Genomic DNA, 20,641 nt, shown 5'->3' with positions numbered 1-20,641 from the left:
TCCGCGACTATGGAGTGCGCGTCGTCGGCACGCGGCAATTCAGGGCAGGAGGTCGCGGGTGGTCGAGGCAATTTCGAAGGGCCGAAGCCTGAGTTCCGGCAACCAGCTGTCGCTGCAACCGCATTCCAGGACGGCCTTGCCGACATTTGCCGCCACCGCGGCGGTGGTCGCGATCCTCTACTTCGCCCGCGACGTATTCCTGCCACTGGCGATCGCCGTGCTGCTGACTTTCGCCCTGGCGCCCATCGTCGCCTGGTTGAGGCGGATCGGCGTTCCCAGGCTGGTCTCGGTGATTGCCTGCGTGCTGGCCGCGTTCGGCGTGGTCGCGGTGTTCAGTTTTGTCGTCGTTTCCCAGGTCGGCGAGGTTGCCCGCAACGTACCGACCTACCAGGCCAACATCCTGGAGAAGGTGCGCTCTCTCAAGGAAAGCGGCAGCGGCGGCGGAATCATCGACAGGCTGAGCGGCGTCATCGAACGCGTCGGCCAGGAGATCGAAAAGCCTGAATCGGCGACAGTGCCCGCAGCGCAGCCATCGCGTCCCGACCCGCTGCTGGTCGAGATATTCACGCCGCAGAGGCCGATCGAGACGTTGAAAAACCTGATCGGACCGTTGATCGGGCCGCTCGCCACGGCAGGCCTGGTCATTGTCGTCGTCATCTTCATGCTTCTGGAGCGCGAGGACCTGCGCGACCGGTTCATCCGCCTTGTCGGCTATGGCGACCTGCACCGAACGACCGAAGCGCTGCAGGATGCCGGCCGAAGGGTGGGGCAGTACTTGCTGATGCAGCTGGTGGTGAACGTGGCCTATGGCGTTCCCATCGGCATGGGCCTCTGGCTACTGGGGATACCCAACGCGATCCTGTGGGGCCTGCTGGCCATCGTGTTGCGCTTCGTGCCCTATATCGGCCCGGCGATCGCGATGATCCTGCCGCTGTTTCTGGCACTTGCCGTGGCGCCTGGCTGGTCGCTGGTGCTGTGGGCGGCGGCGCTGTTCATCGCCATGGAACTCGTCATCAACAATGTCATCGAGCCCTGGCTATACGGTTCGCGGACCGGGCTCTCGCCGCTCGCCATCATCGTTGCCGCGATCTTCTGGACGTGGCTGTGGGGACCGGTGGGCCTGGTGCTGTCGACGCCGCTGACCGTGTGCCTCGTGGTGCTCGGCAAGCATGTGCCGCAGTTCGAGTTCCTGGAGGTGCTGTTCGGCAACGAACCGGTGCTCGACCCCAAGGAGCGGCTGTACCAGCGCCTGCTGGCGGGCGATCCGGACGAGGCGACCGATCATGCCGAGGAGATGCTCGAGACCGAATATCTGGTCGACTTCTACGGCAAGGTCGCCATTCCTGCCTTGCTGCTGGGCGAACTGGACCGGGCGCGAGGTGCCTTGACCGACGAGCAGCGGACACGCGTTGCGGCAAGCGCCGTGACGCTGGTGGCCAATCTGAACGAGATCGCCGACGAAGAGGCCGACGAAGACGATGACGATGCTTCGGACGACGCGGCTCAAGCCGATGGCGAGGAGGAAGAGGAACTGCCGGACGGGGCTGGAAAATCGGTGCTCTGCATCGGCGGCCGCGGCGAACTCGACAATGCGGCTGCCGCCATGCTGGCACAGGTCCTGACAGTACAGGGGGCGGCAGCAACGACGGCGAGCCATGCCGACATGGAGCCGTCCAACATCAGGAGCCTGCCGCTCGAAGGCGTCCAGACGGCCGTGGTGGGGTTCCTGAACGCCGATTCGCTGAACCATGGCCGCTTCCTGGTGCGGCGCCTGAAGCGCGCCAAGCCGTCGCTGAGGGTCGGGGTCGTGTTGTGGACCGATGCCGCTGGCGGGGATGCCGGGAAGCTGGCCGGTGACCTCAACGCCGATTTTGCCGCGTTCGGCATGACTGGTGCTGCGATCGGCGCCCTGACCGATGCGCCCGCAGTCCCCCTCAAAGCCGCCAAAAGGAAGGTGCGGCGTCCGTCGCAGGCCCGAAAGAAGAGCAAGGCCGCATAGGCCGATGAGCACCGGCTCACCGACATAGGGGCAACGTCGCCCGATTGCTGCCGCAGTGCGTATGCATCTCAGGAGTTGAAGGGATTCGTGCGATCCGCCGTCCAGAAGGCGATGGATCGATTCCGCTCGTTGCGCATTGTTAGATTCGGACGGGCGTTTAAACCTTTTCGGAGTGATGGTGATGAAGAAACTGGTGATGTGTCTGGCACTGTTGGTGCCGTTGGCGGCCTGCTCGCAGACGGAACAGGGGGCTGCGATCGGCGGTCTCGGCGGCGCGGCGATCGGCAGTGCCGTTGCTGCGCCTGGAAACCGCGCCGAAGGTGCTCTTGTCGGCGGTGCCGTGGGTGCCGTGGCCGGTGCCCTGATCGGTCGGGCGAACGAGCCGAATCGCTGCCGCTATCGCGACCGCTATGGCCGCACCTATCTCGCGGAATGCCCGCGCGGCTATTACTGAGCCGACTATCTTTCATGCACGATGTCCCGAGGGTGCCGATGCGCCTTCGGGACATCGTTTTTTGGCCGCGGCCCGTGATCGTACCAGCGTGAAGGCAATGGTGGCGATAATTTATCTATCTGTAATTACTTGACTTTTTTAGCAATAGATCAGGTGATCAGCCGCATCTTCGATCTCTTCGCGCTTCGCCGGTGGCTGGCCTGACGGGAAAATATGCTCTGCGGAGTGCATGTCGCGGCAATGCCGTTCCACAATCTTGCCAAAATTAGCAATCGACAAAGTCTATTAATTTTATAGACTAAGGTCATGATGGAGATTGCGATGGCACAGACCCAGTATCTCTCGAACGGCCGCGCTGCGCAGGCCGCGGCCTCGACCGCACGGCCTGCAGCATTTGCCAGGTTCGGTTCCTACCTTGTCTTTGCGGTTTCGTTCGGCTTCACCGCAGCCGTCGTGGTTGGCCTGGTCCACTAGGCTACCCCAAATGCGCGTCCGGAGGCGGACGCAATCCTCAACCCCGGTGATGAAGTTATCCGAGTAGCGCGTGAACCGGCGCGGGCGGCGCCAAAGACTGTTCCTGACAAGATGAAGGAGTTTGCAATGCAGATCGACTTCACCCATTGCCCGGGCGGCGTTGCCGACAAGGACGAACTTCACCCTTCCTTCTTTTCCGACACGGCACTGGCCGTGCAGAGACTGCGGCAGCTTGAAAAGGCGGGCTTCAGCGGTGTTCTGATCGACGATGCCGGCGGCCTGCTCGCCAATATGGACCTGGCTTCGCTGGCGTTGCGCAGCACGCAATCGATCGGCGTCCTGGTGTCCCACTGGCCGGGCATCGTCGCGCCGGTGGTGGCGGCCCGGCAATTTGCGGCTCTCGACCAGCTTGGGCCCGGCCGACTGGCACTGCGCGTGCCGCCAAGCCGCGACCTGCGCGAAACCAACGACGATAGCAGCCTGGTCGCCACGCTGGGGCGGACGGACGAATACCTGACGCTGCTCAAGCGGCTCTGGAGCAATGCGCAACCCTTCGAGCACGAGGGCCTGTTCTATCGCATCCATGGTGGCTTCGTGCCGATGAAGGCGGCAGATGGCGCCGCCATTTCGCTGCAACTCGGCGGATTGTCGGGCACCGCGCTCAAGATCGCCGGCCGGCATGCTGACCGGTTCGAGCTGGCGGCTGGCAGCTTCGACGAAACGCGGCGGCTGATCGAGCGCCTGAGGGCGGCGGCCGAGCCATTCGGCCGGACACGGCGCATTCGCCTTTCGCTGCCTGTGCTTGCCGGAGAAGGCGATCAGGCCTGGCAACTCGGCATCGTGCCGGAGCAAGCCGTGGCGGTGCTGGCAAGATTCGTCGAACTCGGCGTCAGCGACTTCATCGTCCACGGCCTCGACGATGCCGACGCTATTGCTTCGTTCGGACATCAGGTCATGGCGGTTGTGCGCAAGGTGTTCAGGCGGCCGACGCCGGCGAGCCCGCGCAAGCGGCCCGTGGCGCTGCGCCAGGTGGTCTGACCCTCAGGCGTGGTGCAGGGCCTCGGCCAGGATGTCGTCATTGGCGGCATCCCGGACCTGCGCGAGGCTGCGGTTGTCGAGCACGCCGGCAATCGCCTGGCGCACCTCAAGCATCATGTGCCTGATCTGGCAGGTGGCCTCGTCGCAGTCGTCGCACGGCTGGTACTGGGTCCGGCTGGCGCAGGGAATGGGTGCCAGGGGGCCGTCGAGCACGCGCACGACATGGCCGATCTTGATCTCAGTCGCCGGCCTGGCAAGCCGGTAGCCGCCGTCCTTGCCCTTGCGGCTCTGGACGAAACCGGCATTTCGCAACTCGCCCAGAATGGCGTCGAGAAATTTCTTCGGGATCTTGTTGGTGGTGGCTATGTCGCCGACGAAGGCGAGCTGGCCTGCGGGGAGTTGGGACAGATGGACGAGGGCCTTGAGCCCGTATTTGCCTTTTTTAGTCAGCATGGCGAACGCGTGTCATCGGCTTCCGCTGCCTGTCGCAGCATGGGGTTGCATGCCGAGGATAACGATTCGTCCCCATCGCATTCCGGCTCTCGTCAGAGATAAATTCCAGCGACTTGATATACAAGCCGAAACGCGTTGATTTTCCGTAAGTTTCGCGTGTTCTGGGCCAGAATCAAGCCGTGGCGTAGACCTTGGCCCGCTCGATGGTGATGACGCCCTTCTGCTGGGCGCTGACCACCGTCTCCGGGGCGACGTCGAGTTCGACCGCTTCGCCTGTCGCCGTCAGTGCCAGGATGCGCCGTCCGGCCGGCCTGTCGATGACGCGCGCGACGGTTGCCGCGATGCCTTCGCCCGACTGGCTCCAGCCGAGATCGCTGGGGCGCAGGAAGATGTCGACCGGTCCGTCGGCAAAACCGGGGGCGGGGATCCTGGCGTCGCCGAGCCGTGCGACGCCGCCGGAGACCGCGGCGGAAAAGCGGTTGGTGTCGCCCAGGAAGTTCATGACGAAGGCGGATGCCGGGTTGCGGCAGACCTCTTCGGGGGTGCCTTGCTGGACGATACGGCCCTTGTCGAGGATGACAACGCGGTCGGCGAGGTCGAGCGCTTCTTCCTGGTCGTGGGTGACGAATAAGGTGGTGATGCCGAGTTCCTGATGGATCTCGCGCAGCCAGCGGCGCAGGTCGCGGCGGACATTGGCATCGAGCGCGCCGAACGGTTCGTCGAGCAGCAGGACCTTGGGGTCGACGGCGAGCGCGCGCGCAAGAGCCACGCGCTGACGCTGGCCGCCGGAGATCTGTCCGGGAAAGCGCTCGCCCAGGCCATCGAGCTGGACGAGGCGCAGCAGTTCGGCAACGCGCGTGTCGATCGCGCCTTTGTCGCGGCGGACCTTCGACACCTTCATGCCGAACGCGATGTTTTCGGCCACCGTCATGTGCGGGAATAGCGCATAGTGCTGGAAGACGAAACCGACGCCTCGGTCGCGCACCGGAATGTCGGTGGCATCTTCCGCGCCGAAATAGATGTGGCCGGCATCGGCATATTCGAGGCCGGCGACCATGCGCAGGATGGTGGTCTTGCCCGAGCCGGAGGGCCCGAGCAGGGCTACCAGTTCGCCGCTTTCGATTTCGAGCGAGACGCCATGGACGGCACGGAAGGTCTCGAAGGTCTTCACGACGTTGTCGAGGCGGATTTTCATGACGAAACCTCTGCGGAAGCGGTTTTGGGAGCGGCAGCCGGGGCCGCGAGTGCCGGGCCGCGGCGCGCGCGCCCGGCGCCCTGGCGTTCGAGCAGGACCTTGGCCACCAGGGTGACGACGGCGAGCAGGGCGAGGATGGATGCGGCGGCGAAAGCGCCTGCGGTCTGGTAGTCGTGGTACAGCAGTTCGATGTGCAGCGGCAGCGTGTTGGTCTGGCCGCGGATGTTGCCCGATACGACCGAGACGGCACCGAACTCCCCCATGACGCGGGCATTGCACAGCACCACGCCGTAGAGCAGCGCCCAGCGGATGTTGGGCAGCGTGACCGAGAAGAAGGTGCGCCAGCCGGAAGCGCCGAGCGAGGTGGCGGCTTCCTCGAGGTCGCGTCCCTGCGCCTGCATCAGCGGGATGAGTTCGCGGGCGACGAAAGGGGCGGTGACGAACATCGAGGCGAGCACGATGCCGGGCAGGGCGAACAGGATCTTGATGTCCGCCGATTCAAGCGCCGGGCCGAACAGGCCCTGCAGGCCGTAGACGAAGAGATAGGCGACGCCGGCGACGATGGGCGAGATCGAGAACGGGATTTCGATGACGACCAGCAGGAAGCGGCGGCCCCGGAAGTCGAATTTCGTGATCGCCCAGGCGGCGGCGACGCCGAAGGCGGTGTTGATGGGCACAGCGATCAGGGCGGTGATCACCGTCAGCCCGATGGCGTGCAGCGTGTCGGGATGAGCGATTGCCGCGGCATAGACCTGCAGTCCTTGCGAAAAGGCCTGGTAGCCGATGACCGCCAATGGCGCGATGATGACGATCGCCACCAAGGTCAGCACGACGCCGATCAGGGCGCGGCGGAAGCCTGGAGCGTCGCCGACGCGGGGCGGGCGGCCTTTGACGGGAGCGCTCATCTCAGCCTCTTGCCGTGTAGCGCAGGGCACGCGCCTGCAGGATGTTGGTGACGGCGAGCATCAGGAAGGCGGCAATGAGCAGCACCGAGGCAATGGCTGCGGCAGCCTGGTAGTCGTATTCCTCGAGCCGGATGAAGGCCAGGAGGGCGGTGATCTCGGTTTCCATCGGCTGGTTGCCGGCGATGAAGATGATGGCGCCGAACTCGCCGAGGCTGCGGGCGAAGGACAGCGACAGGCCGGCGAGCAGTGCTGGCGTCAGCAGCGGCAGGATGACGCGCAGGAAGATCGAATGATCGCTGCCGCCAAGCGTTTGCGCGGCTTCCTCAAGTGCCGGGTCGAGGTCTTCCAGCACGGGCTGCACGGTGCGCACGATGAAGGGCAGGCTGGTGAAGGCCATGGCGACCATGATGCCGAGCGGCGTGTAGGCGACCTTGATGCCGGCTTGTGCAAGGACCGAGCCGAACCAGCCGTTTTCGGCAAACAGCGTGGTCAGCGCGATGCCGGCAACGGCCGTCGGCAGCGCGAAGGGCAAGTCGACCAGCGCGTCGACGAAGCGGCGGCCGGGAAAGCGATAACGCACCAGCACCCAGGCGAGCGCCATGCCGAAGACCAGGTTGAAGGCGGTGGCCGCAAGCGCCGACAGCGCGGTGACGCGATAACTGGCGACCGCACGCGGCGAGGAGACGATGCGCCAATAGTCCTCGAAACCGAGGCTGGCCGCCTTGAAGACCAGCGCGCCGAGCGGAAGCGCGACGATGATCGAGACGTAGACGAGGGTTATCCCCAGCGCCAGGGGGAACCCTGGCAGAATGCGGCGCGCCACTGAAATGCCTTCCTGGATACGTCAATGCGGAAAGCCGGCGTGACCGGCTTTCCAATTTTCAACAGCATGGTGACAGCGCCGCGCGTCTATTCTGGACGCGCGAAGGACGCTGCAGCACTTGAGTTGTGCATGATCCTTTTGCGAAAATCGATATCGATTTTCGGGGTCATGCACGTGCGATCAACGCTCGCCGTAGATCTCTTCGAGCAGTCCGCCGGAACCGAAATGTTCCTTCTGGACCTTGTCCCAGCCGCCGAAGACGTCTTCGACAGTGACGAGACGAACCTCGGGGAACTGTTCCTTGAATTCGGCGGCGACGGCAGGCTCATGGACGCGGTTGCCATGCTGGGCGGCGATGCGCTGACCTTCGGGCGAATAGAGGAAATCGAGGTAGGACTTGGCGAGATCGCGCGAACCGCGCTTGTCGACCACCTTGTCGACGATCGCGACGGGGAACTCGGCGAGCAGGCTGACGGACGGGATGACGCTCTCGACCTTGTCGGCGCCGTACTCCCTGGCGATGGAGCGGGTCTCGGCTTCGAAGGTGATGAGGACGTCTCCGATGTTGCGCTCGACGAAAGTGGTGGTGGCGGCGCGGCCGCCGGTGTCGAACACCGGCACGTTGTCGAACAGCTTGGTCACGAACTCCTTCACCTTGGCCTCGTCGCCCTTGAAGGCTTCCTTGGCGTAGGCGGTCGCCGCGAGATAGGTGTAGCGCGCATTGCCCGAGGTCTTGGGATTGGGGAAGATCACCTTGACGTCGTCGCGGACGAGATCGGACCAGTCCTTGATGCCCTTGGGGTTGCCGGCGCGGACGAGGAAGGACGGCAGCGAATAGAAGGGCGAGGCCTGGTTGGCAAAATCCTGCTTCCAGTCGTCGGAAACGAAGCCGTTCTTGACCAGGAAGTCGATGTCGGTGACCTGGTTGAAGGTGACGACGTCGGCCTCGAGTCCCTCGACGATGGCGCGCGCTTGCTTGGAGGTGCCGGCATGCGACTGGTCGACGGTGATGCCCGGGTTCTTGGCGATGAAGGCGGCGTTCTCGCCCGCGAACAGCTCGCGGGCGACGTCGTAGGAGGCATTGAGCAGCTTGTCGGCGGCGGAAGCCTCCAGCGGGCCGGCGAGGATCGCGGCGAGCGCGGCGCCGACGAGAAGGAAACGTTTCATGGGGCTCTCCTGAGACAAGCGGCAAATGGCTGAAGTAGGCCGCAAGATAGTCGGGAGGCTGCGCCAGGAGGAGGCAGAGGCTGGTTGCCTCTGCGCTCATGATGAGAATTTTCTTCTATCTTTTCTGAAACCGAAGAAATCGTTTTCCAATGCGAAGTTTTTGAACTGTTGCCAGGGGAAAGTCCGACTATTTGTCCGTCACGCCGGCTTCGGCAAAGCTCGCCATGCGGGCATGGCATTCCAGTGCCGATCGGACGAGGTTGACCGCAAGGCAGGCGCCGGAGCCTTCGCCCAACCGCATGCCGAGATCGAGCAGCGGCGCAAGTTTCAGCGCCTCCAGCAACTGGGGGTGGCCGGCTTCGGCGGAGACGTGGGCGGAGAGCGTGTGGGCAAGGCCTTCGGGGTGGAGTCTTGCCAGTGGCGCGACAGCGGCGGTGACGACGAAGCCGTCGAGCAGGACGGGCACGTTGTGGTGGCGCGCGGCGAGGGTGGCGCCGAGGATGGCGGCAAGCTCGCGGCCGCCGAGATTGGCAGCGACGGCCAGCGGATCGTTGAGCGTCGCCGCATGGCGGGCAAGGCCGGCATCGATTGCGGCAAACTTGCGCGATAGGCCGCTGTCGTCGACGCCTGTGCCGCGACCGGCCCAGTCGCGCCCGGTGCCACCGAACAGGCCGGCGGCGATGGCCGCGGCCGGGGTGGTGTTGCCGATGCCCATTTCGCCGAAGCAGATCAGGTCGAGGTCCTGGTCGACCGCCTCGTATCCGGTGGAGACGGCAGCGAGGAACTCGGCCTCGGTCATCGCGACTGTCTGCGTGAAGTCGCCGGTGGGATGGTTGAGGTCGAGTGGGATCACCGAAAGTTCGGCGCCGGCAAGGCGGGCGAGCTGGTTGATGGCAGCGCCGCCGCCGGCGAAGTTGGCGACCATCTGCACTGTCACCTCGGACGGGTAGGCAGACACGCCTTGGGCGGTGACGCCATGGTTGCCGGCGAAGACGATAACCTTGACCCTGTCGAGCTTGGGCATGTCGCGGTCTTGCCAGCGGCCGAGCCATGCGGCGATCTGCTCCAGCTTGCCGAGGCTGCCGCGCGGCTTGGTCAGCGTGTCCTGGCGGCGGGCGACGGCATCCGCTGCGGTATCGCTGCCGGAGGGCAGGTCGAGGCAGGCATTGCGCAATTGATCGAGCGATTTGAAGGCCATGTCTGCGAATACTCCAAAACTGAATCAAGCAAGGATGGCGGATGCGACGAACAGCAGCGCGATTTCGGCGAGCTGTTGCAGGGCACCGATGGTGTCGCCGCTCTGGCCGCCGATCTGCGCGAGGCAAAGCTTTCTGAAGCCGAAGAAGAGGATGGCGAGGCACAAGGCGGCAACGATCGCGCCCTGGAGGCCGAGGAAGAGCAGGCCGAGCGCGCCGATGACGAGGGCTGTGACCGCGGCACTATCGGCGACTGTGCCGACGCCGGCGGCAAGACCGTCGATGCGTGCCTGCGGCAAGAGGTGCATGAAAGCTGGGATCAGCGCGCGCGAGCCGACATGCGCGGCGACCAGGGCGGCGAAGACCGGAGCGGGATCCTCGATTTCGGTGATCGCGCTCAAGCGCGCCAGGATCGAAAGCATCAGGGCTGCGGCGCCATAGCTGCCGATGCGGCTGTCGCGCATGATCTCCAGCTTGCGTTCACGCGTGCGCCCACCGCCGAAGCCGTCGGCGCAATCGGATAAGCCGTCTTCATGCAGGCAACCCGTGACCAGCATGGCGGCGGCAATTGCCAGGGCGGCCGCCGGTCCCTCGGCGAGGCCGAGAGCGTGTCCGGCAGCAAAGGCGAGCCAGGCGACGAACGCCACGACGACGCCGACCAGCGGCGCGGTCCAGATTGCGTCGGCAAGCGAACGGTCCCTGACCTCGAAATGCGGCAACGGCAGGCGGGTGAAGAAGACGAGGCCGAGGCGGATGTCGTCGAAGATGGTCGCCGGCTTGACCATCTCAACCTCGCGCGATCGCGTGGAAGAAGGTGCCGGTGACATGGCCGCGCCGGCCGCCGAAGCCGCCGAGCGGGTTGCCCTGGCCATCGGCGATTTCGCCCAAAGGCGTGTCCTCACCACGCTCGATCGTCTGGGCGTAGTGGAATTCGTGGCCACGTATGATGCCGCCCGCAGGGCCGAGCGGGCAGGGTGCCGAGAGTGTCGCCTGGCGGTAGCCGAGGTTCATCTTGCGCTTGGCGAAGCTGGTGGCGTGGCCGAGCAGGCCGAGCATGCCGTGGGTGACGCCATCGGCGTCCTCGATGGAGCGGCCGAGCACCATGAAGCCGCCGCACTCGCCATGGACGGGCCTGGTTTCGGCGAAACGGCGAGTGCCGGATATGAAGTTCTCAGCAGCGGCGAGGCGGCCGGCATGGAGTTCGGGATAGCCGCCTGGCAGCCAGCAGACATCACAGGAGGCGTCGGGCGCCTGGTCGGCGAGCGGCGAGAACTGCACCAGTTCCGCCCCCATGGCGCGCCAGTGGGCGGCAAGGTGAGGGTAAAGGAAGGTGAAGGCGGCGTCCCGGGCGAGTGCGATGCGCTGGCCCGGCGGCGGCAGCGCGAAAGCTTGGTCGCCGGCGGTTGGCGCCAGTGGCGTCGCCAGCGCGATGATGGCATCCAGGTCGAGCGAGCGCTCGACCATGTCGGCGAGCTTTTCGATGTGGGCGAAGAGGTCGGCATGCTCCTCGGCCTGGACGAGGCCGAGATGGCGCTCGGGAATCGACAAGGTCGGGTCGCGCAGGATGGCGCCGACGACGGGCAGGCCGAGCGCCTCGATAGCGTCGCCGGCAAGCTTGCGGTGACGGTCGCTGCCGAGCCTGTTGAGCACCACGCCCGCGATGCGGACATCGGGATCGTAGGTGGCGAAACCCTTGGCGATGGCGGCGGCGGTCTGGGATTGGCCTGAGACGTCGAGCACCAGCAGAACCGGCAGGCCGTAAAGCCGGGCGAGATCGGCTGCCGCGCCGGAACGGCCCTTGTCCGAGGGGATGCCGTCGAACAGGCCCATGGCGCTTTCGAGGATCACGATCTCGGCGTCGGACGATGCATCGGCGGCAAGCGCGTTGAGCAGGGAAGGCGCCATGGCCCAGCTGTCGAGATTGACGCCGGGAAGGCCGGTGGCGGCCGCGTGGAAGCCGGGGTCGATGTAGTCGGGGCCGGACTTCGCGCCGCGCACCTTGACGCCGCGGCGGGCGAGCGCGCGCAAAAGGCCGATGGTGACGCTGGTCTTGCCCGAGCCCGAGCGCGGGGCGCCGATGATGAGTCCGCGCGCTGTCATTCTTGCCCCATCAGTTCGGCGCGCAGCGCAACGATGCCGCCGACGACGATGAGTGACGGCGACACGACCTTTTCGCGCTCGGCGGTGGCGACCAGCGTGCCCAGCGTCGCAGTGACTGTGCGTTCCTCCGGCATCGAGGCGTTTTCGACGAAGGCCGCGGGCGTGTCGACCGATAGGCCGCCGGCCATCAGCTCGGCCACCGTGTCGGCCATGTGGGTCAGGCCCATGTAGATGACGATGGGCTGGCCGGTGCGGGCAAGGGCTGCCCAGTCGGGCCGGTCGTCGCTCACGGCGGCAAAGCCGGTGGCGAGGATGATGGCGCCGTTGACGCCGCGCATGGTGGCCGGGATGCCCGCAGAGGACAGGCCGCCGAAGGCAGAGGTTATGCCCGACAGTACCCGCCACGGGATGTTCTCGCGGGTCAGCACCAGCGCTTCCTCCGCACCGCGGCCGAAGACGAAGGGATGGCCGCCCTTGAGCCGCACGACCTTGCGGCCTTCGCGTGCCAGCTTGACCAGCAGCGCGTTGATGTCGCCCTGTGGTATCGACAGCCGCCCGCCGCGCTTGCCGACGAAGAACTTCTCCGCCTGCTCGGCAACGGCGACGATTTCGGGTGATACCAGTGCATCATGCACCAGCGCATCGGCCTGGGCGAGCGCCGACAAAACGTCCAGCGTCAGCAGCCCGGGATCGCCGGGGCCGGCGCCGGCGAGCCAGACATGGCCCGGCTCGAGAATGCGCTGCTGGTAGTTCAGACGCGAGATGGCAGTTTCAAGGCTCATGCGTGTCGCTTTCGGCGATGACGTTCAGGCTCGGCCAGCCTATAGATCGCGTCATGAATGAAGAAGATCGTCCGCTCAAGCGCGGCTGGACCACCGGCGCCTGCGCCACCGCCGCCACCAAGGCGGCGTGCCTGGCATTGAAGGCGGGGGCGTTTCCGGACCCGGTCGAGATCGTTCTGCCGGGCGGGCAGAACGTGGCCTTTGCGCTGGCGAAGAGTGAACGTGGCAACGATTGGGCGATGGCCGGCATCATCAAGGACGCCGGCGACGATCCAGACGTCACGCATGGCGCGCTGGTGATGAGCACTGTTCGGCCGGGAGTGCCGGGCAGCGGCGTCGTGTTCAAGGCGGGCAAGGGCGTCGGCACAGTGACGCGGCCAGGGCTGCCGATCCCGCCGGGCGAAGCGTCGATCAATCCGGTGCCCCGCAAGATGATCGCCGACGTCGTGGCCGAGGTGCTGGGCGAGGGCGCCGATGTCGAGGTCGAGATTTCCGTTGCCGGCGGCGAGGAGATGGCGCTGAAGACGCTGAACCCACGCCTTGGCATCTTGGGCGGCATCTCGATCCTTGGAACGACCGGCATCGTCATTCCTTATTCCTGCTCGGCCTGGGTCCACTCCATCCACCGCGGCGTCGACGTGGCGCGCGCAATGGGTTTTGACCATGTCGCGGGCTCGACCGGCAATGCTTCCGAGATGGCCGTGCAGAAATTCCATGGCCTGCACGAGGTGCAACTGATCGACATGGGCGACTTCGTCGGCGGCATGGCGAAATACATTCGCGCCCACCCAGTGCCGAGGGTGACGATTGCCGGCGGTGTCGCCAAGATGACCAAGCTGTCGCAAGGCCTGCTCGACGTGCATTCTAGCCGGGGTTCGGCGGATCTCGACGGGCTGGCGGCTGTCGCGGTCGAGGCGGGGGCGGATGCCGAGCTTGAAGCCCGCATCAAGGGCGCCAACACGGTGGCTGAAGCCTTCATCGAAGCGCGCAAGGCTGGCATCCCGATCGGCGACGCGATCGCCAGGGCGGCCTGGCGCACGGCAGCCGGCGCGCTCAACAGTGCCGATATCGCGCTCGAAATCCTCGTCTTCAACCGCGAGGGCGAGCTGATGGGGCATGCGCCCTTCGCCGCCTGTCATAGCCCGTCGCGGCCCCTGAAGCGGCGCTGATAATAGGCGTCGTAGAGCGAGCTTTCGCGAAAGTCCTCCGCCGCCAGCGACTGGCCGACGAAGATGATGGCGGTGCGCTCGATGGGATCCTTGGCCAGTTCGCCTGATATTGTCGACAGAGTGGCCCTGACGATGCGCTCGTCCGGCCAGGAGGCGCGGAACACGACCGCAACGGGGCAATCCAGGCCGTAGTGTGGGGTGAGTTCGGCCACCACCTGGTCGATGGAGTGGATCGACAGGTGGACGGCGAGCGTCGCCCCCGTGCGGCCGAAGCCGGCGAGGGTTTCGCCTGGAGGCATTTTCGAGGCGCGACCGGAGGTGCGGGTCAGCACCAGGCTCTGTGCGACTTCGGGGATGGTCAACTCGCGCTTCAGCGCCGCAGCGGCCGCGGCAAAGGACGGCACGCCGGGGGTCAGCGTGTAGGGGATGCCGTTTTTCTCCAGCCGGCGGATCTGCTCGGCGACAGCACTCCACACCGACAGATCGCCCGAATGCAGGCGGGCGACGTCGTGGCCAGCCTTGTGGGCGGCGACGTACTCCGCCTCGATCTCGTCGAGCGACATCGGTGCGGTGTCGACCAGCCGGGCGTCATCGGGGCAATAGGTGAGCAGTTCCGGCGAAACGATCGAACCGGCATAGAGACAGACCGGACAAGTGCCGAGCAGGCGGCTGCCGCGCACTGTGATGAGGTCTGCCGCGCCCGGGCCGGCGCCGATGAAATGGACGGTCAAGCTGTGGCTCCAGAGGTGGCGATGGCGCAGGTGGCGGGGCCGACGGATATGCGCGGGCCGAGCAGGGCGGCGTCGGCGCCGGCGGCGGCGAGGGCGGCGGCTTCGGACACGGAAGGCGTGCCGGCTGCTTCCAACGAAGCCTGCGAGTGGCTGAGCGTGCGGGATGCGGCGGCGGCCAGTGCCGCGTCATCCATGACGAGCAGCGGCAGGTCGAGCCGGCGCGCGGCGGCGAGGATGCCGGGCTCGTCGCGCTTCAGGGTGGCGGTGGCCAGCGCCGACAGCGCCGTGACCGCAAGGCCATGCGTTTCGAGCGCGGTTTCGATGGCGGAAAGAATGTCTTCGTGCGCCGCGCCTTTGCGGCAGCCAATGCCTGCGACCATCATGGCTTGACCCAGCTCCACTGCGTGACCGGCATCGCCGGCCGCCAGCCGGTCATCGTGCCAACAGGGGCGGCGCGGGAGAGTTGAAGGCGCAGGAGCTCGCCGCCGAGCGCGGCATGGCGCGACAGCAGCAGCGTTTCCATTTCGAGTGTGACGGCGTTGGCCACGAGGCGGCCGCCGGGGCGCAGTGCTGCGATGGCCGCATCGAAGACACCCGCTTCCGAGCCGCCGCCGCCGATGAAAATGACGTCGGGCGTGGGCAGACCGGCCAGAGCTTCGGGCGCAGCGCCCCTGACGACCTTGAGACCCGGCACGCCGCAGCTGGCGGCGTTGCGTTCGATGCGCTCGGCGCGTTCAGCGTTGTGCTCGATGGCGATGGCGCGCAGGGAGGGGTGGCAGAGCATCCACTCGATGGAGATCGAGCCGGAGCCGGCGCCGATGTCCCACAGCAGCTCGCCACGGCGCGGGGCGAGGGTGGACAGCGTGACCGCACGGATCTCGCGTTTGGTGATTTGGCCGTCATGCTCGAACAGGCCGTCCGGGAGCCCCGAGGCGAGTGGCAGGATGCGCGCCTGCGGAGTTGATTCAAGCTCAAGCGCCAGGACGTTGAGCGGGTTGATGTTTTTGAGGTTGAAGTCGTCGGCGGTGGTGACGCGGATACTTTCGTTTTCGCCGCCCAAGGCTTCCAGAATCGTAAGGCGCGAGGCGCCGAAGCCACTGTCGGCGACGAGCCTGGCGATGCTGGCAGGCGCTTCGCCGTCGGAGGTGAGCGCGATGATGCGCGCGCCGGGCTGCTGCAACGGACGGATCAGGTCGATGGCGTGGCCGTGCAGCGAGATGGTCTCGACGTCCTGCAGCGCCCAGCCGAGCCGCGAGGCGGCCATCGAGAAGGCGGACGGGGCGGGGATGACGCGCATTTCCGATGAAGGGACCGCACGAGCGAGGGTGACGCCGACGCCGTGCAGGAACGGATCGCCGGAGGCCAGCACGCAGACGGCTTCACCGCGCAGGGCGACGACGTCACGCATTTCGCTGTCGAAGGGCGTCGGCCACGGGCGAGCCTCGCCGCGGATCAGCGCTGCGGCCAGTGCGAGGTGGCGTTTGCCGCCGAAGACGTGGGCAGCAGACGAAATCGCGCGCTTGGCCTCGTCGCCGAGGCCTGCCACGCCGTCCTCGCCGATACCGACGACGGTGAGCCACTTTTGCACGGCGCTATGTGAGTCTGTCATGTCGCGCTGCCCCTCATCCGCCTGCCGGCACCTTCTCCCCGCAGGCGGGGAGAAGGGAGAAGCGGCCAGGTTGACGACTCCCTCTCCCCGTCATTACGGGGAGAGGGTAAGGGTGAGGGGCCGTTTCCCCCTTATTAGGATAATCGCAGGCGACATGAAGAAGATACTGATCCTGGGCGGAACCACCGAAGCGCGGCTGCTGGCGGCGAAGCTTGCTGCGCGCGGGGATCTCGACATCACCCTGTCGCTGGCCGGACGAACCGAAAACCCGGTCGAGCAGCCGGTGCCGGTGCGGGTGGGAGGCTTCGGCGGCGCGCGGGGGCTGGCCGACTGGTTGGTCGAGCACGAGACCGACCTGCTGATCGACGCCACGCATCCCTATGCCGCGCGCATTTCGGCCAATGCGGCTGAGGCGGCGCGGATAGCTGGTGTGCCGATTCTTGCTCTGTGCCGTCCCGGCTGGGCACCTGTCGCCGGAGATCGCTGGACGCTGGTGGACAATGCCGAAGAAGCGGTTGCCGCGCTGGGCGAGGCATCGCGCCGCGTGTTCCTGGCGCTCGGACGGCAGGAGGTGGCGGCGTTCGAGACCGCCCCCCAACATGGCTATGTCATTCGCAGCGTCGATCCGATCGAGCCTGCGCTCGGCGTGCCCGACGCTAGCTACATCCTGGCGCGCGGGCCGTTCTCCGAAGTCGACGAACGGGCGCTGCTCGAGGCGTACAGGATCGAGGTTATCGTTGCCAAGAACAGCGGCGGGCAGGCGACCTACGGCAAGATCGCGGCGGCCAGGCAGCTTGGCATCGAGGTGATCCTGTTCCGCCGACCGCAGCTGCCCGACGTGCCCTCCGCACCAAGCGTCTCTGCGATGGCCGAGATGGTCGATCATTTCGCCACACCAGTTGAAAAGCGCGGCGTGTAGACCAGCGGGGGCTTGCCGTCACGTTCGATGAGGCGCGTTTCCGGTGAGCCGATGACGACGCAGGTGGCCATGTCGGCCATATCAGCAACGGCCTCGCCGAGCGTTACGATTTCGATGCGTTCGTCGGGCCGGCCGGCGGCGCGGCCGAAGATGACTGGCGTTTTTTCAGGCAAGTGGTTGCGTAGCGTTTCGAACGCGCTGCCGAGCTGCCACGGGCGGGCCTTGCTGATCGGATTGTAGAGCGAAATGACGAATCCGGCCTGGGCGACCGCGACCAGGCGACGTTCGACCAAATCCCACGGCTTCAGGTTGTCCGACAGGTTGATGGCGCAGAAATCGTGGCCGAGCGGCGCGCCGACGCGGGCAGCGACGGCCAGCATGGCGGTGACGCCAGGAATGACCGCGAGCTCGATGTCGCGCCATTCTTTCGGGCCGGCCTCGATCGCTTCGCAGACGGCGGCGGCCATGGCGAAGACGCCGGGATCGCCGCCGGAGACCATGGCGACCTTGTGGCCGCTGGCTGCCATTTCGAGCGCGGCGTTGGAGCGCGAGATTTCCTCGCGGTTGTCGGAGGCGACGCGGGTCTGGTCGGGGCGCAGCTCCAGCCGGTCGAGATAGGGCTTGTAGCCGTAGAAATGGCTGGCTTCAGCGACCGCGCGGCTGGCTTCCGGCGTGATCTGGTCGGGATTGCCGGGCCCAAGGCCGATAACGACGAGGCGGCTGCTCACTTGTCCGCTCCAGGCTTGCCGGCCCAGCCGGGCACCAGCACGATGGCGAAATAGGGTGCGATGTCGTCCGTCTTGTCGACCAGCCGCATGTGCTGCGTGTTCGGCATGGTGCCGCGCTCGACATAAAGCGCGCGGTCGAGCTTGCCGGTCGCCTCCAGCGCCTTGCGGATCTTGGACAGGTTGCGGCCGACCTTCATGATGACGGCGGCGTCGGCGTCGGCGAGGCGGCGGGTGAGCTCGAACTCGCTCATGGTGCCCGGCAGCACCGACAACACGTCGTCGCCCTGGACGATCGGCACGCCGGTCTGCGACCAGCAGCCCGACATGGCGGTGACGCCCGGGATGACCTCGGTCGGGTAGAGATGCGACAGGCGCACATGCAGGTGCATGTAGGAGCCGTAGAACAGCGGGTCGCCTTCGGACAGGATGGCGACAGTGCGGCCTTGGTCGAGATGGGCGGCGACGGCCTGCGCCGACTCCTCGTAGAAACCCGTGATCGCCGAGCGATAGTCGTCGTGATCCTTGTCGATCTCGATCGTCACGGGATAGACGAGCGGCAGCTCGATCACGCCGTCGCGGAAATGCGCACCGGTGATGGTGCGGGCGTTGCCGTTGGCGCCGCGCTTGGAAAAATGCGCGATCACGTCGGCCTCGGCCAACGCGCGCACGGCCTTGACCGTCAGCAGTTCGGGGTCGCCGGGTCCGGTGCCGACGCCGATGAGGCGGCCTTTTGCAGCGGAAGCAGTCATACGCCGGGCCTCGCCAGCGAGTTGAGCGCAGCCGCAGTCATGGCGCTGCCGCCGAGGCGGCCACGGACGATGGCATAGGGCACGCCGTAGGAATTCTCGGCCAGCGCGTCCTTGGATTCGGCAGCGCCAACGAAACCGACCGGCATGCCGATGATGGCGGCAGGTTTTGGCGCGCCGTCGCGCAGCTTCTCGAGCAGGTAGAACAGGGCTGTCGGCGCATTTCCGATGGCGACGACGGAGCCCGCGAGCCTTTCGACCCAGAGGTCGATGGCAGCAGCGGAGCGGGTATTGCCGACTTCTTTCGCGATCTCGGCCGTGCGTGGATCGCGCAGGGTGCAGATCACCTCATTGTCGGCGGGCAGGCGGGCGCGGGTGACGCCGCGCGACACCATCTCGGCGTCGCAGAAGATCGGCGCGCCGGCCTGCAGCGCACCGCGCGCGGCGGAGACGAAGTTTTCGGAGAAGACGAAATGCTCGGCTGCCTCGACAAGGCCGCAGGCATGGATCATGCGCACCGCGACATCCGCCTCGTTTTCCGAGAAGCGCGTGAGGTCGGCCTCAGCGCGGATGATGGCGAAGGAGCGTTCGTAGATGGCCGTGCCATCATGGATGTAGTCGTAGGCGGCCATGTTCATTCCTGTGCCAGTGCTTGCGCGAGGCGCTTTGCGCCCAGCCTTGCGAGGCAAGCGGCGGCATTTTCGTCCGGCTTGCACTCCTGGGCGAGCAATTTCATGAGGCGGCCCATGCCGCGCGCGGCTTCATATCCTGCGGTGTAGGTTGCCGGAAGGCCCTTTGCCGTTCCGCCGACGACAAATGCCGCACCTTTTTCGTCACCGACGATGGTGAGCGCGGCAGGCCCCGGATGGGCGCAGCCCTTGGCGCAGCCGGAGACGTGGAGCGAAAGCGTTGGGTCGAGGTCATCGCCGATTTTGGTTGCGATATTCGAGGCGACGTCACGCGCGGCGATCATGCCCGATGCGCAAGCCGGCGCGCCGGGGCAGGCGGCGATGCGGATGCGCGGGTCGGCGGGCGAGGTGACGAAGCCGAGGGATTGGGCGGTGGCGGTGAGGGCGGTGGTGGCTGGGTGGTCGAGGCCCATGACGAGGAGGGTTCGGCCGGGTGCTGGGCGGATGCCGGTGGCGCCGGCGGCTTTCGCTGCCTGGCTGAATTTGGTCAGGGTTGGGGCATCGACGCTGCCGAAGGGTAGCGCGATGCCGAGGGCGATTCGGGCGCCGGTTAGCGGGAAGATTCCGATGGGAGATGAATCGGTTGCGGCGGAGTGCTCATGATTTGAATCAGCTGCTTTTGGCGATGGCTGATCGTTTAGGTCGCGATCCTTCCCACCCCCCTCTGTCCTGCCGGACATCTCCCCCGCAAGGGGGGAGATCAGGCTGTCATCGCCGTCTCCGCCCATACGCAGCGCTTTAAGATGAGCGCTACCAGCGGAGCTGCCAATCTCCCCCCTTGCGGGGGAGATGTCCGGCAGGACAGAGGGGGGTGCGAAGGAACGAGAGGCTTCAAATCCTGCTATGGCGGCGCGCAAGGCCTCCGGTTTGAGGTCACGGGCGCGGCCTTGCCGACCCAGCGCCGCAATTGCGTGAAGCATGTCGAGCGTGGCGCGGCAGGCGGCATCCGCATCGAACTCGCCGACCAAACGCGTCGAGGTCTCATCGCCAGCCACCGACAGGCGCCAGCGTTCTGCATCCGCTGCGACAAGCCTGACATCGCCCATGATGGCGCCGAGCCTGATCTGGCCACATCCATCAACGACAACGGACACTTTTGGCCCGAGCCTCGAAGCGAGCCCAGCAGCCTCAATGCTGGTGCGGATCCCTGCGGCGAGAGGCGCGGGATCAACGACTTCCTCGGGATCGATGCCAGCGAGCGGGCTCGTGTCGACGGGCACAGCGGTACGCACCGCGATGCCCAGCGTGTCGACTTCTTCGGCCAGCAGACAGGCACTCTCCTCCGTCAGCCCTCTGATCTGGATACTGCCGCGTGCAGTGACCTCGACGATGCCGTTGCCATGTCTAGCTGCCGATTCGCAGAGTCCGATCAAGGTGTTGGGCGTAAGTTCTCCGACGAGCGGATTGATCCGCACGAGCAGGCCGTCGCCGGTCTGCATCGGGGCTGATAGCGCCGGACAGGCA

At 66.2% G+C, this 20,641-nt stretch carries 21 protein-coding genes and 1 pseudogene; 6 read left to right on the top strand and 16 right to left on the bottom strand.

Going from position 1 to position 20,641, the window contains the following annotated elements; genetic code table 11:
- The first annotated feature begins 58 nt into the window (after positions 1 to 58).
- The 4 genes from ASC75_RS01120 (at position 59) to ASC75_RS01110 (ending at position 3,965) form a co-directional block, all read left to right on the top strand.
- The gene (locus tag ASC75_RS01120; protein WP_055969465.1) at positions 59 to 1,999 is read left to right on the top strand and encodes an AI-2E family transporter; all 1,941 of its coding nucleotides are present in this window, start codon (positions 59 to 61) and stop codon (positions 1,997 to 1,999) included.
- Between the two features lie 181 nt (positions 2,000 to 2,180).
- Entirely contained in the window at positions 2,181 to 2,453 is a 273-nt protein-coding gene (locus ASC75_RS01115) for a glycine zipper domain-containing protein (RefSeq protein WP_156381056.1), read from the top strand.
- 321 nt (positions 2,454 to 2,774) lie between these two features.
- Positions 2,775 to 2,927: a hypothetical protein gene (locus ASC75_RS26250; protein ID WP_162244879.1), complete on the top strand. Its 153-nt coding sequence runs from the start codon at positions 2,775 to 2,777 to the stop codon at positions 2,925 to 2,927.
- A gap of 126 nt (positions 2,928 to 3,053) precedes the next feature.
- A complete protein-coding gene (locus ASC75_RS01110) occupies positions 3,054 to 3,965 on the top strand; it encodes an LLM class flavin-dependent oxidoreductase (RefSeq protein ID WP_055969463.1) in 912 nt (303 codons plus the stop codon).
- A 3-nt stretch (positions 3,966 to 3,968) separates the two neighbouring features.
- Here the strand turns inward: ASC75_RS01110 and ASC75_RS01105 are convergent, their stop codons facing one another.
- From ASC75_RS01105 to cobA, 9 genes are all read right to left on the bottom strand, one after another.
- Complete coding sequence (locus tag ASC75_RS01105; protein ID WP_055969460.1) at positions 3,969 to 4,418, bottom strand: Rrf2 family transcriptional regulator; 450 nt, start codon at positions 4,416 to 4,418, stop codon at positions 3,969 to 3,971.
- 172 nt (positions 4,419 to 4,590) lie between these two features.
- The gene (locus ASC75_RS01100) at positions 4,591 to 5,613 is read right to left on the bottom strand and encodes a sulfate/molybdate ABC transporter ATP-binding protein (protein WP_055969455.1); all 1,023 of its coding nucleotides are present in this window, start codon (positions 5,611 to 5,613) and stop codon (positions 4,591 to 4,593) included.
- Positions 5,610 to 6,518, bottom strand: a complete 909-nt coding sequence (cysW, locus tag ASC75_RS01095; RefSeq protein ID WP_055969452.1) for a sulfate ABC transporter permease subunit CysW — start codon at positions 6,516 to 6,518, stop codon at positions 5,610 to 5,612. The genes ASC75_RS01100 and cysW overlap by 4 nt, the downstream gene beginning before the upstream one ends.
- Position 6,519: 1 nt before the next feature.
- On the bottom strand, positions 6,520 to 7,341 hold the full coding sequence (gene cysT / locus ASC75_RS01090; RefSeq protein WP_055969448.1) for a sulfate ABC transporter permease subunit CysT: 822 nt from the start codon (positions 7,339 to 7,341) through the stop codon (positions 6,520 to 6,522).
- Positions 7,342 to 7,521: 180 nt separating this feature from the next.
- Positions 7,522 to 8,508, bottom strand: a complete 987-nt coding sequence (locus ASC75_RS01085; RefSeq protein ID WP_055969446.1) for a sulfate ABC transporter substrate-binding protein — start codon at positions 8,506 to 8,508, stop codon at positions 7,522 to 7,524.
- A gap of 187 nt (positions 8,509 to 8,695) precedes the next feature.
- Entirely contained in the window at positions 8,696 to 9,706 is a 1,011-nt protein-coding gene (cobT, locus tag ASC75_RS01080) for a nicotinate-nucleotide--dimethylbenzimidazole phosphoribosyltransferase (RefSeq protein ID WP_055969443.1), read from the bottom strand.
- 24 nt (positions 9,707 to 9,730) lie between these two features.
- On the bottom strand, positions 9,731 to 10,489 hold the full coding sequence (cobS, locus tag ASC75_RS01075; RefSeq protein WP_055969440.1) for an adenosylcobinamide-GDP ribazoletransferase: 759 nt from the start codon (positions 10,487 to 10,489) through the stop codon (positions 9,731 to 9,733).
- Between the two features lies 1 nt (position 10,490).
- The gene (locus ASC75_RS01070) at positions 10,491 to 11,804 is read right to left on the bottom strand and encodes a cobyrinate a,c-diamide synthase (protein ID WP_055969438.1); all 1,314 of its coding nucleotides are present in this window, start codon (positions 11,802 to 11,804) and stop codon (positions 10,491 to 10,493) included.
- Positions 11,801 to 12,586, bottom strand: coding sequence for a uroporphyrinogen-III C-methyltransferase (gene cobA / locus ASC75_RS01065; protein WP_055969436.1), 786 nt, complete (start codon positions 12,584 to 12,586; stop codon positions 11,801 to 11,803). Before cobA ends, ASC75_RS01070 begins: the two co-directional genes overlap by 4 nt.
- Positions 12,587 to 12,639: 53 nt before the next feature.
- Between cobA and ASC75_RS01060 the strand changes: the two genes are divergently transcribed.
- Complete coding sequence (locus ASC75_RS01060) at positions 12,640 to 13,755, top strand: cobalt-precorrin-5B (C(1))-methyltransferase (protein WP_244487725.1); 1,116 nt, start codon at positions 12,640 to 12,642, stop codon at positions 13,753 to 13,755.
- On the opposite strand, the gene cobM is transcribed toward ASC75_RS01060, so the two are convergent.
- Genes cobM through ASC75_RS01045 form a run of 3 tightly spaced genes read right to left on the bottom strand, consistent with a single transcriptional unit; the run spans position 13,722 to position 16,095 of the window.
- On the bottom strand, positions 13,722 to 14,486 hold the full coding sequence (gene cobM, locus ASC75_RS01055; protein WP_055969433.1) for a precorrin-4 C(11)-methyltransferase: 765 nt from the start codon (positions 14,484 to 14,486) through the stop codon (positions 13,722 to 13,724). The genes ASC75_RS01060 and cobM overlap by 34 nt on opposite strands.
- Entirely contained in the window at positions 14,483 to 14,869 is a 387-nt protein-coding gene (locus tag ASC75_RS01050; RefSeq protein WP_055969430.1) for a cobalamin biosynthesis protein, read from the bottom strand. Before ASC75_RS01050 ends, cobM begins: the two co-directional genes overlap by 4 nt.
- A complete protein-coding gene (locus ASC75_RS01045; RefSeq protein WP_055969426.1) occupies positions 14,866 to 16,095 on the bottom strand; it encodes a bifunctional cobalt-precorrin-7 (C(5))-methyltransferase/cobalt-precorrin-6B (C(15))-methyltransferase in 1,230 nt (409 codons plus the stop codon). The genes ASC75_RS01050 and ASC75_RS01045 overlap by 4 nt, the downstream gene beginning before the upstream one ends.
- A 154-nt stretch (positions 16,096 to 16,249) precedes the next feature.
- Here ASC75_RS01045 and ASC75_RS01040 point away from each other — a divergent pair, with 154 nt between their 5' ends.
- A complete protein-coding gene (locus ASC75_RS01040; RefSeq protein WP_055969423.1) occupies positions 16,250 to 17,014 on the top strand; it encodes a cobalt-precorrin-6A reductase in 765 nt (254 codons plus the stop codon).
- Here the strand turns inward: ASC75_RS01040 and ASC75_RS01035 are convergent.
- From ASC75_RS01035 to cobG, 4 genes and pseudogenes are all read right to left on the bottom strand, one after another.
- On the bottom strand, positions 16,978 to 17,742 hold the full coding sequence (locus tag ASC75_RS01035; protein WP_055969421.1) for a precorrin-3B C(17)-methyltransferase: 765 nt from the start codon (positions 17,740 to 17,742) through the stop codon (positions 16,978 to 16,980). The genes ASC75_RS01040 and ASC75_RS01035 overlap by 37 nt on opposite strands.
- Positions 17,739 to 18,491 (bottom strand): precorrin-2 C(20)-methyltransferase, encoded by a 753-nt coding sequence (locus ASC75_RS01030; RefSeq protein ID WP_055969418.1) that lies wholly within the window; start codon positions 18,489 to 18,491, stop codon positions 17,739 to 17,741. The genes ASC75_RS01035 and ASC75_RS01030 overlap by 4 nt, the downstream gene beginning before the upstream one ends.
- Entirely contained in the window at positions 18,488 to 19,120 is a 633-nt protein-coding gene (locus ASC75_RS01025; RefSeq protein WP_055969415.1) for a precorrin-8X methylmutase, read from the bottom strand. The genes ASC75_RS01030 and ASC75_RS01025 overlap by 4 nt, the downstream gene beginning before the upstream one ends.
- Positions 19,095 to 20,616, bottom strand: a pseudogene (cobG, locus tag ASC75_RS01020) (precorrin-3B synthase). Before cobG ends, ASC75_RS01025 begins: the two are co-directional and overlap by 26 nt.
- Positions 20,617 to 20,641 lie beyond the last annotated feature (25 nt).

This window comes from Aminobacter sp. DSM 101952 (genome assembly GCF_001424795.1).
GTDB classification, from domain to species: Bacteria; Pseudomonadota; Alphaproteobacteria; order Rhizobiales; family Rhizobiaceae; genus Aminobacter; species Aminobacter aganoensis.
This window is presented reverse-complemented; position numbering and strand designations above follow the sequence as displayed.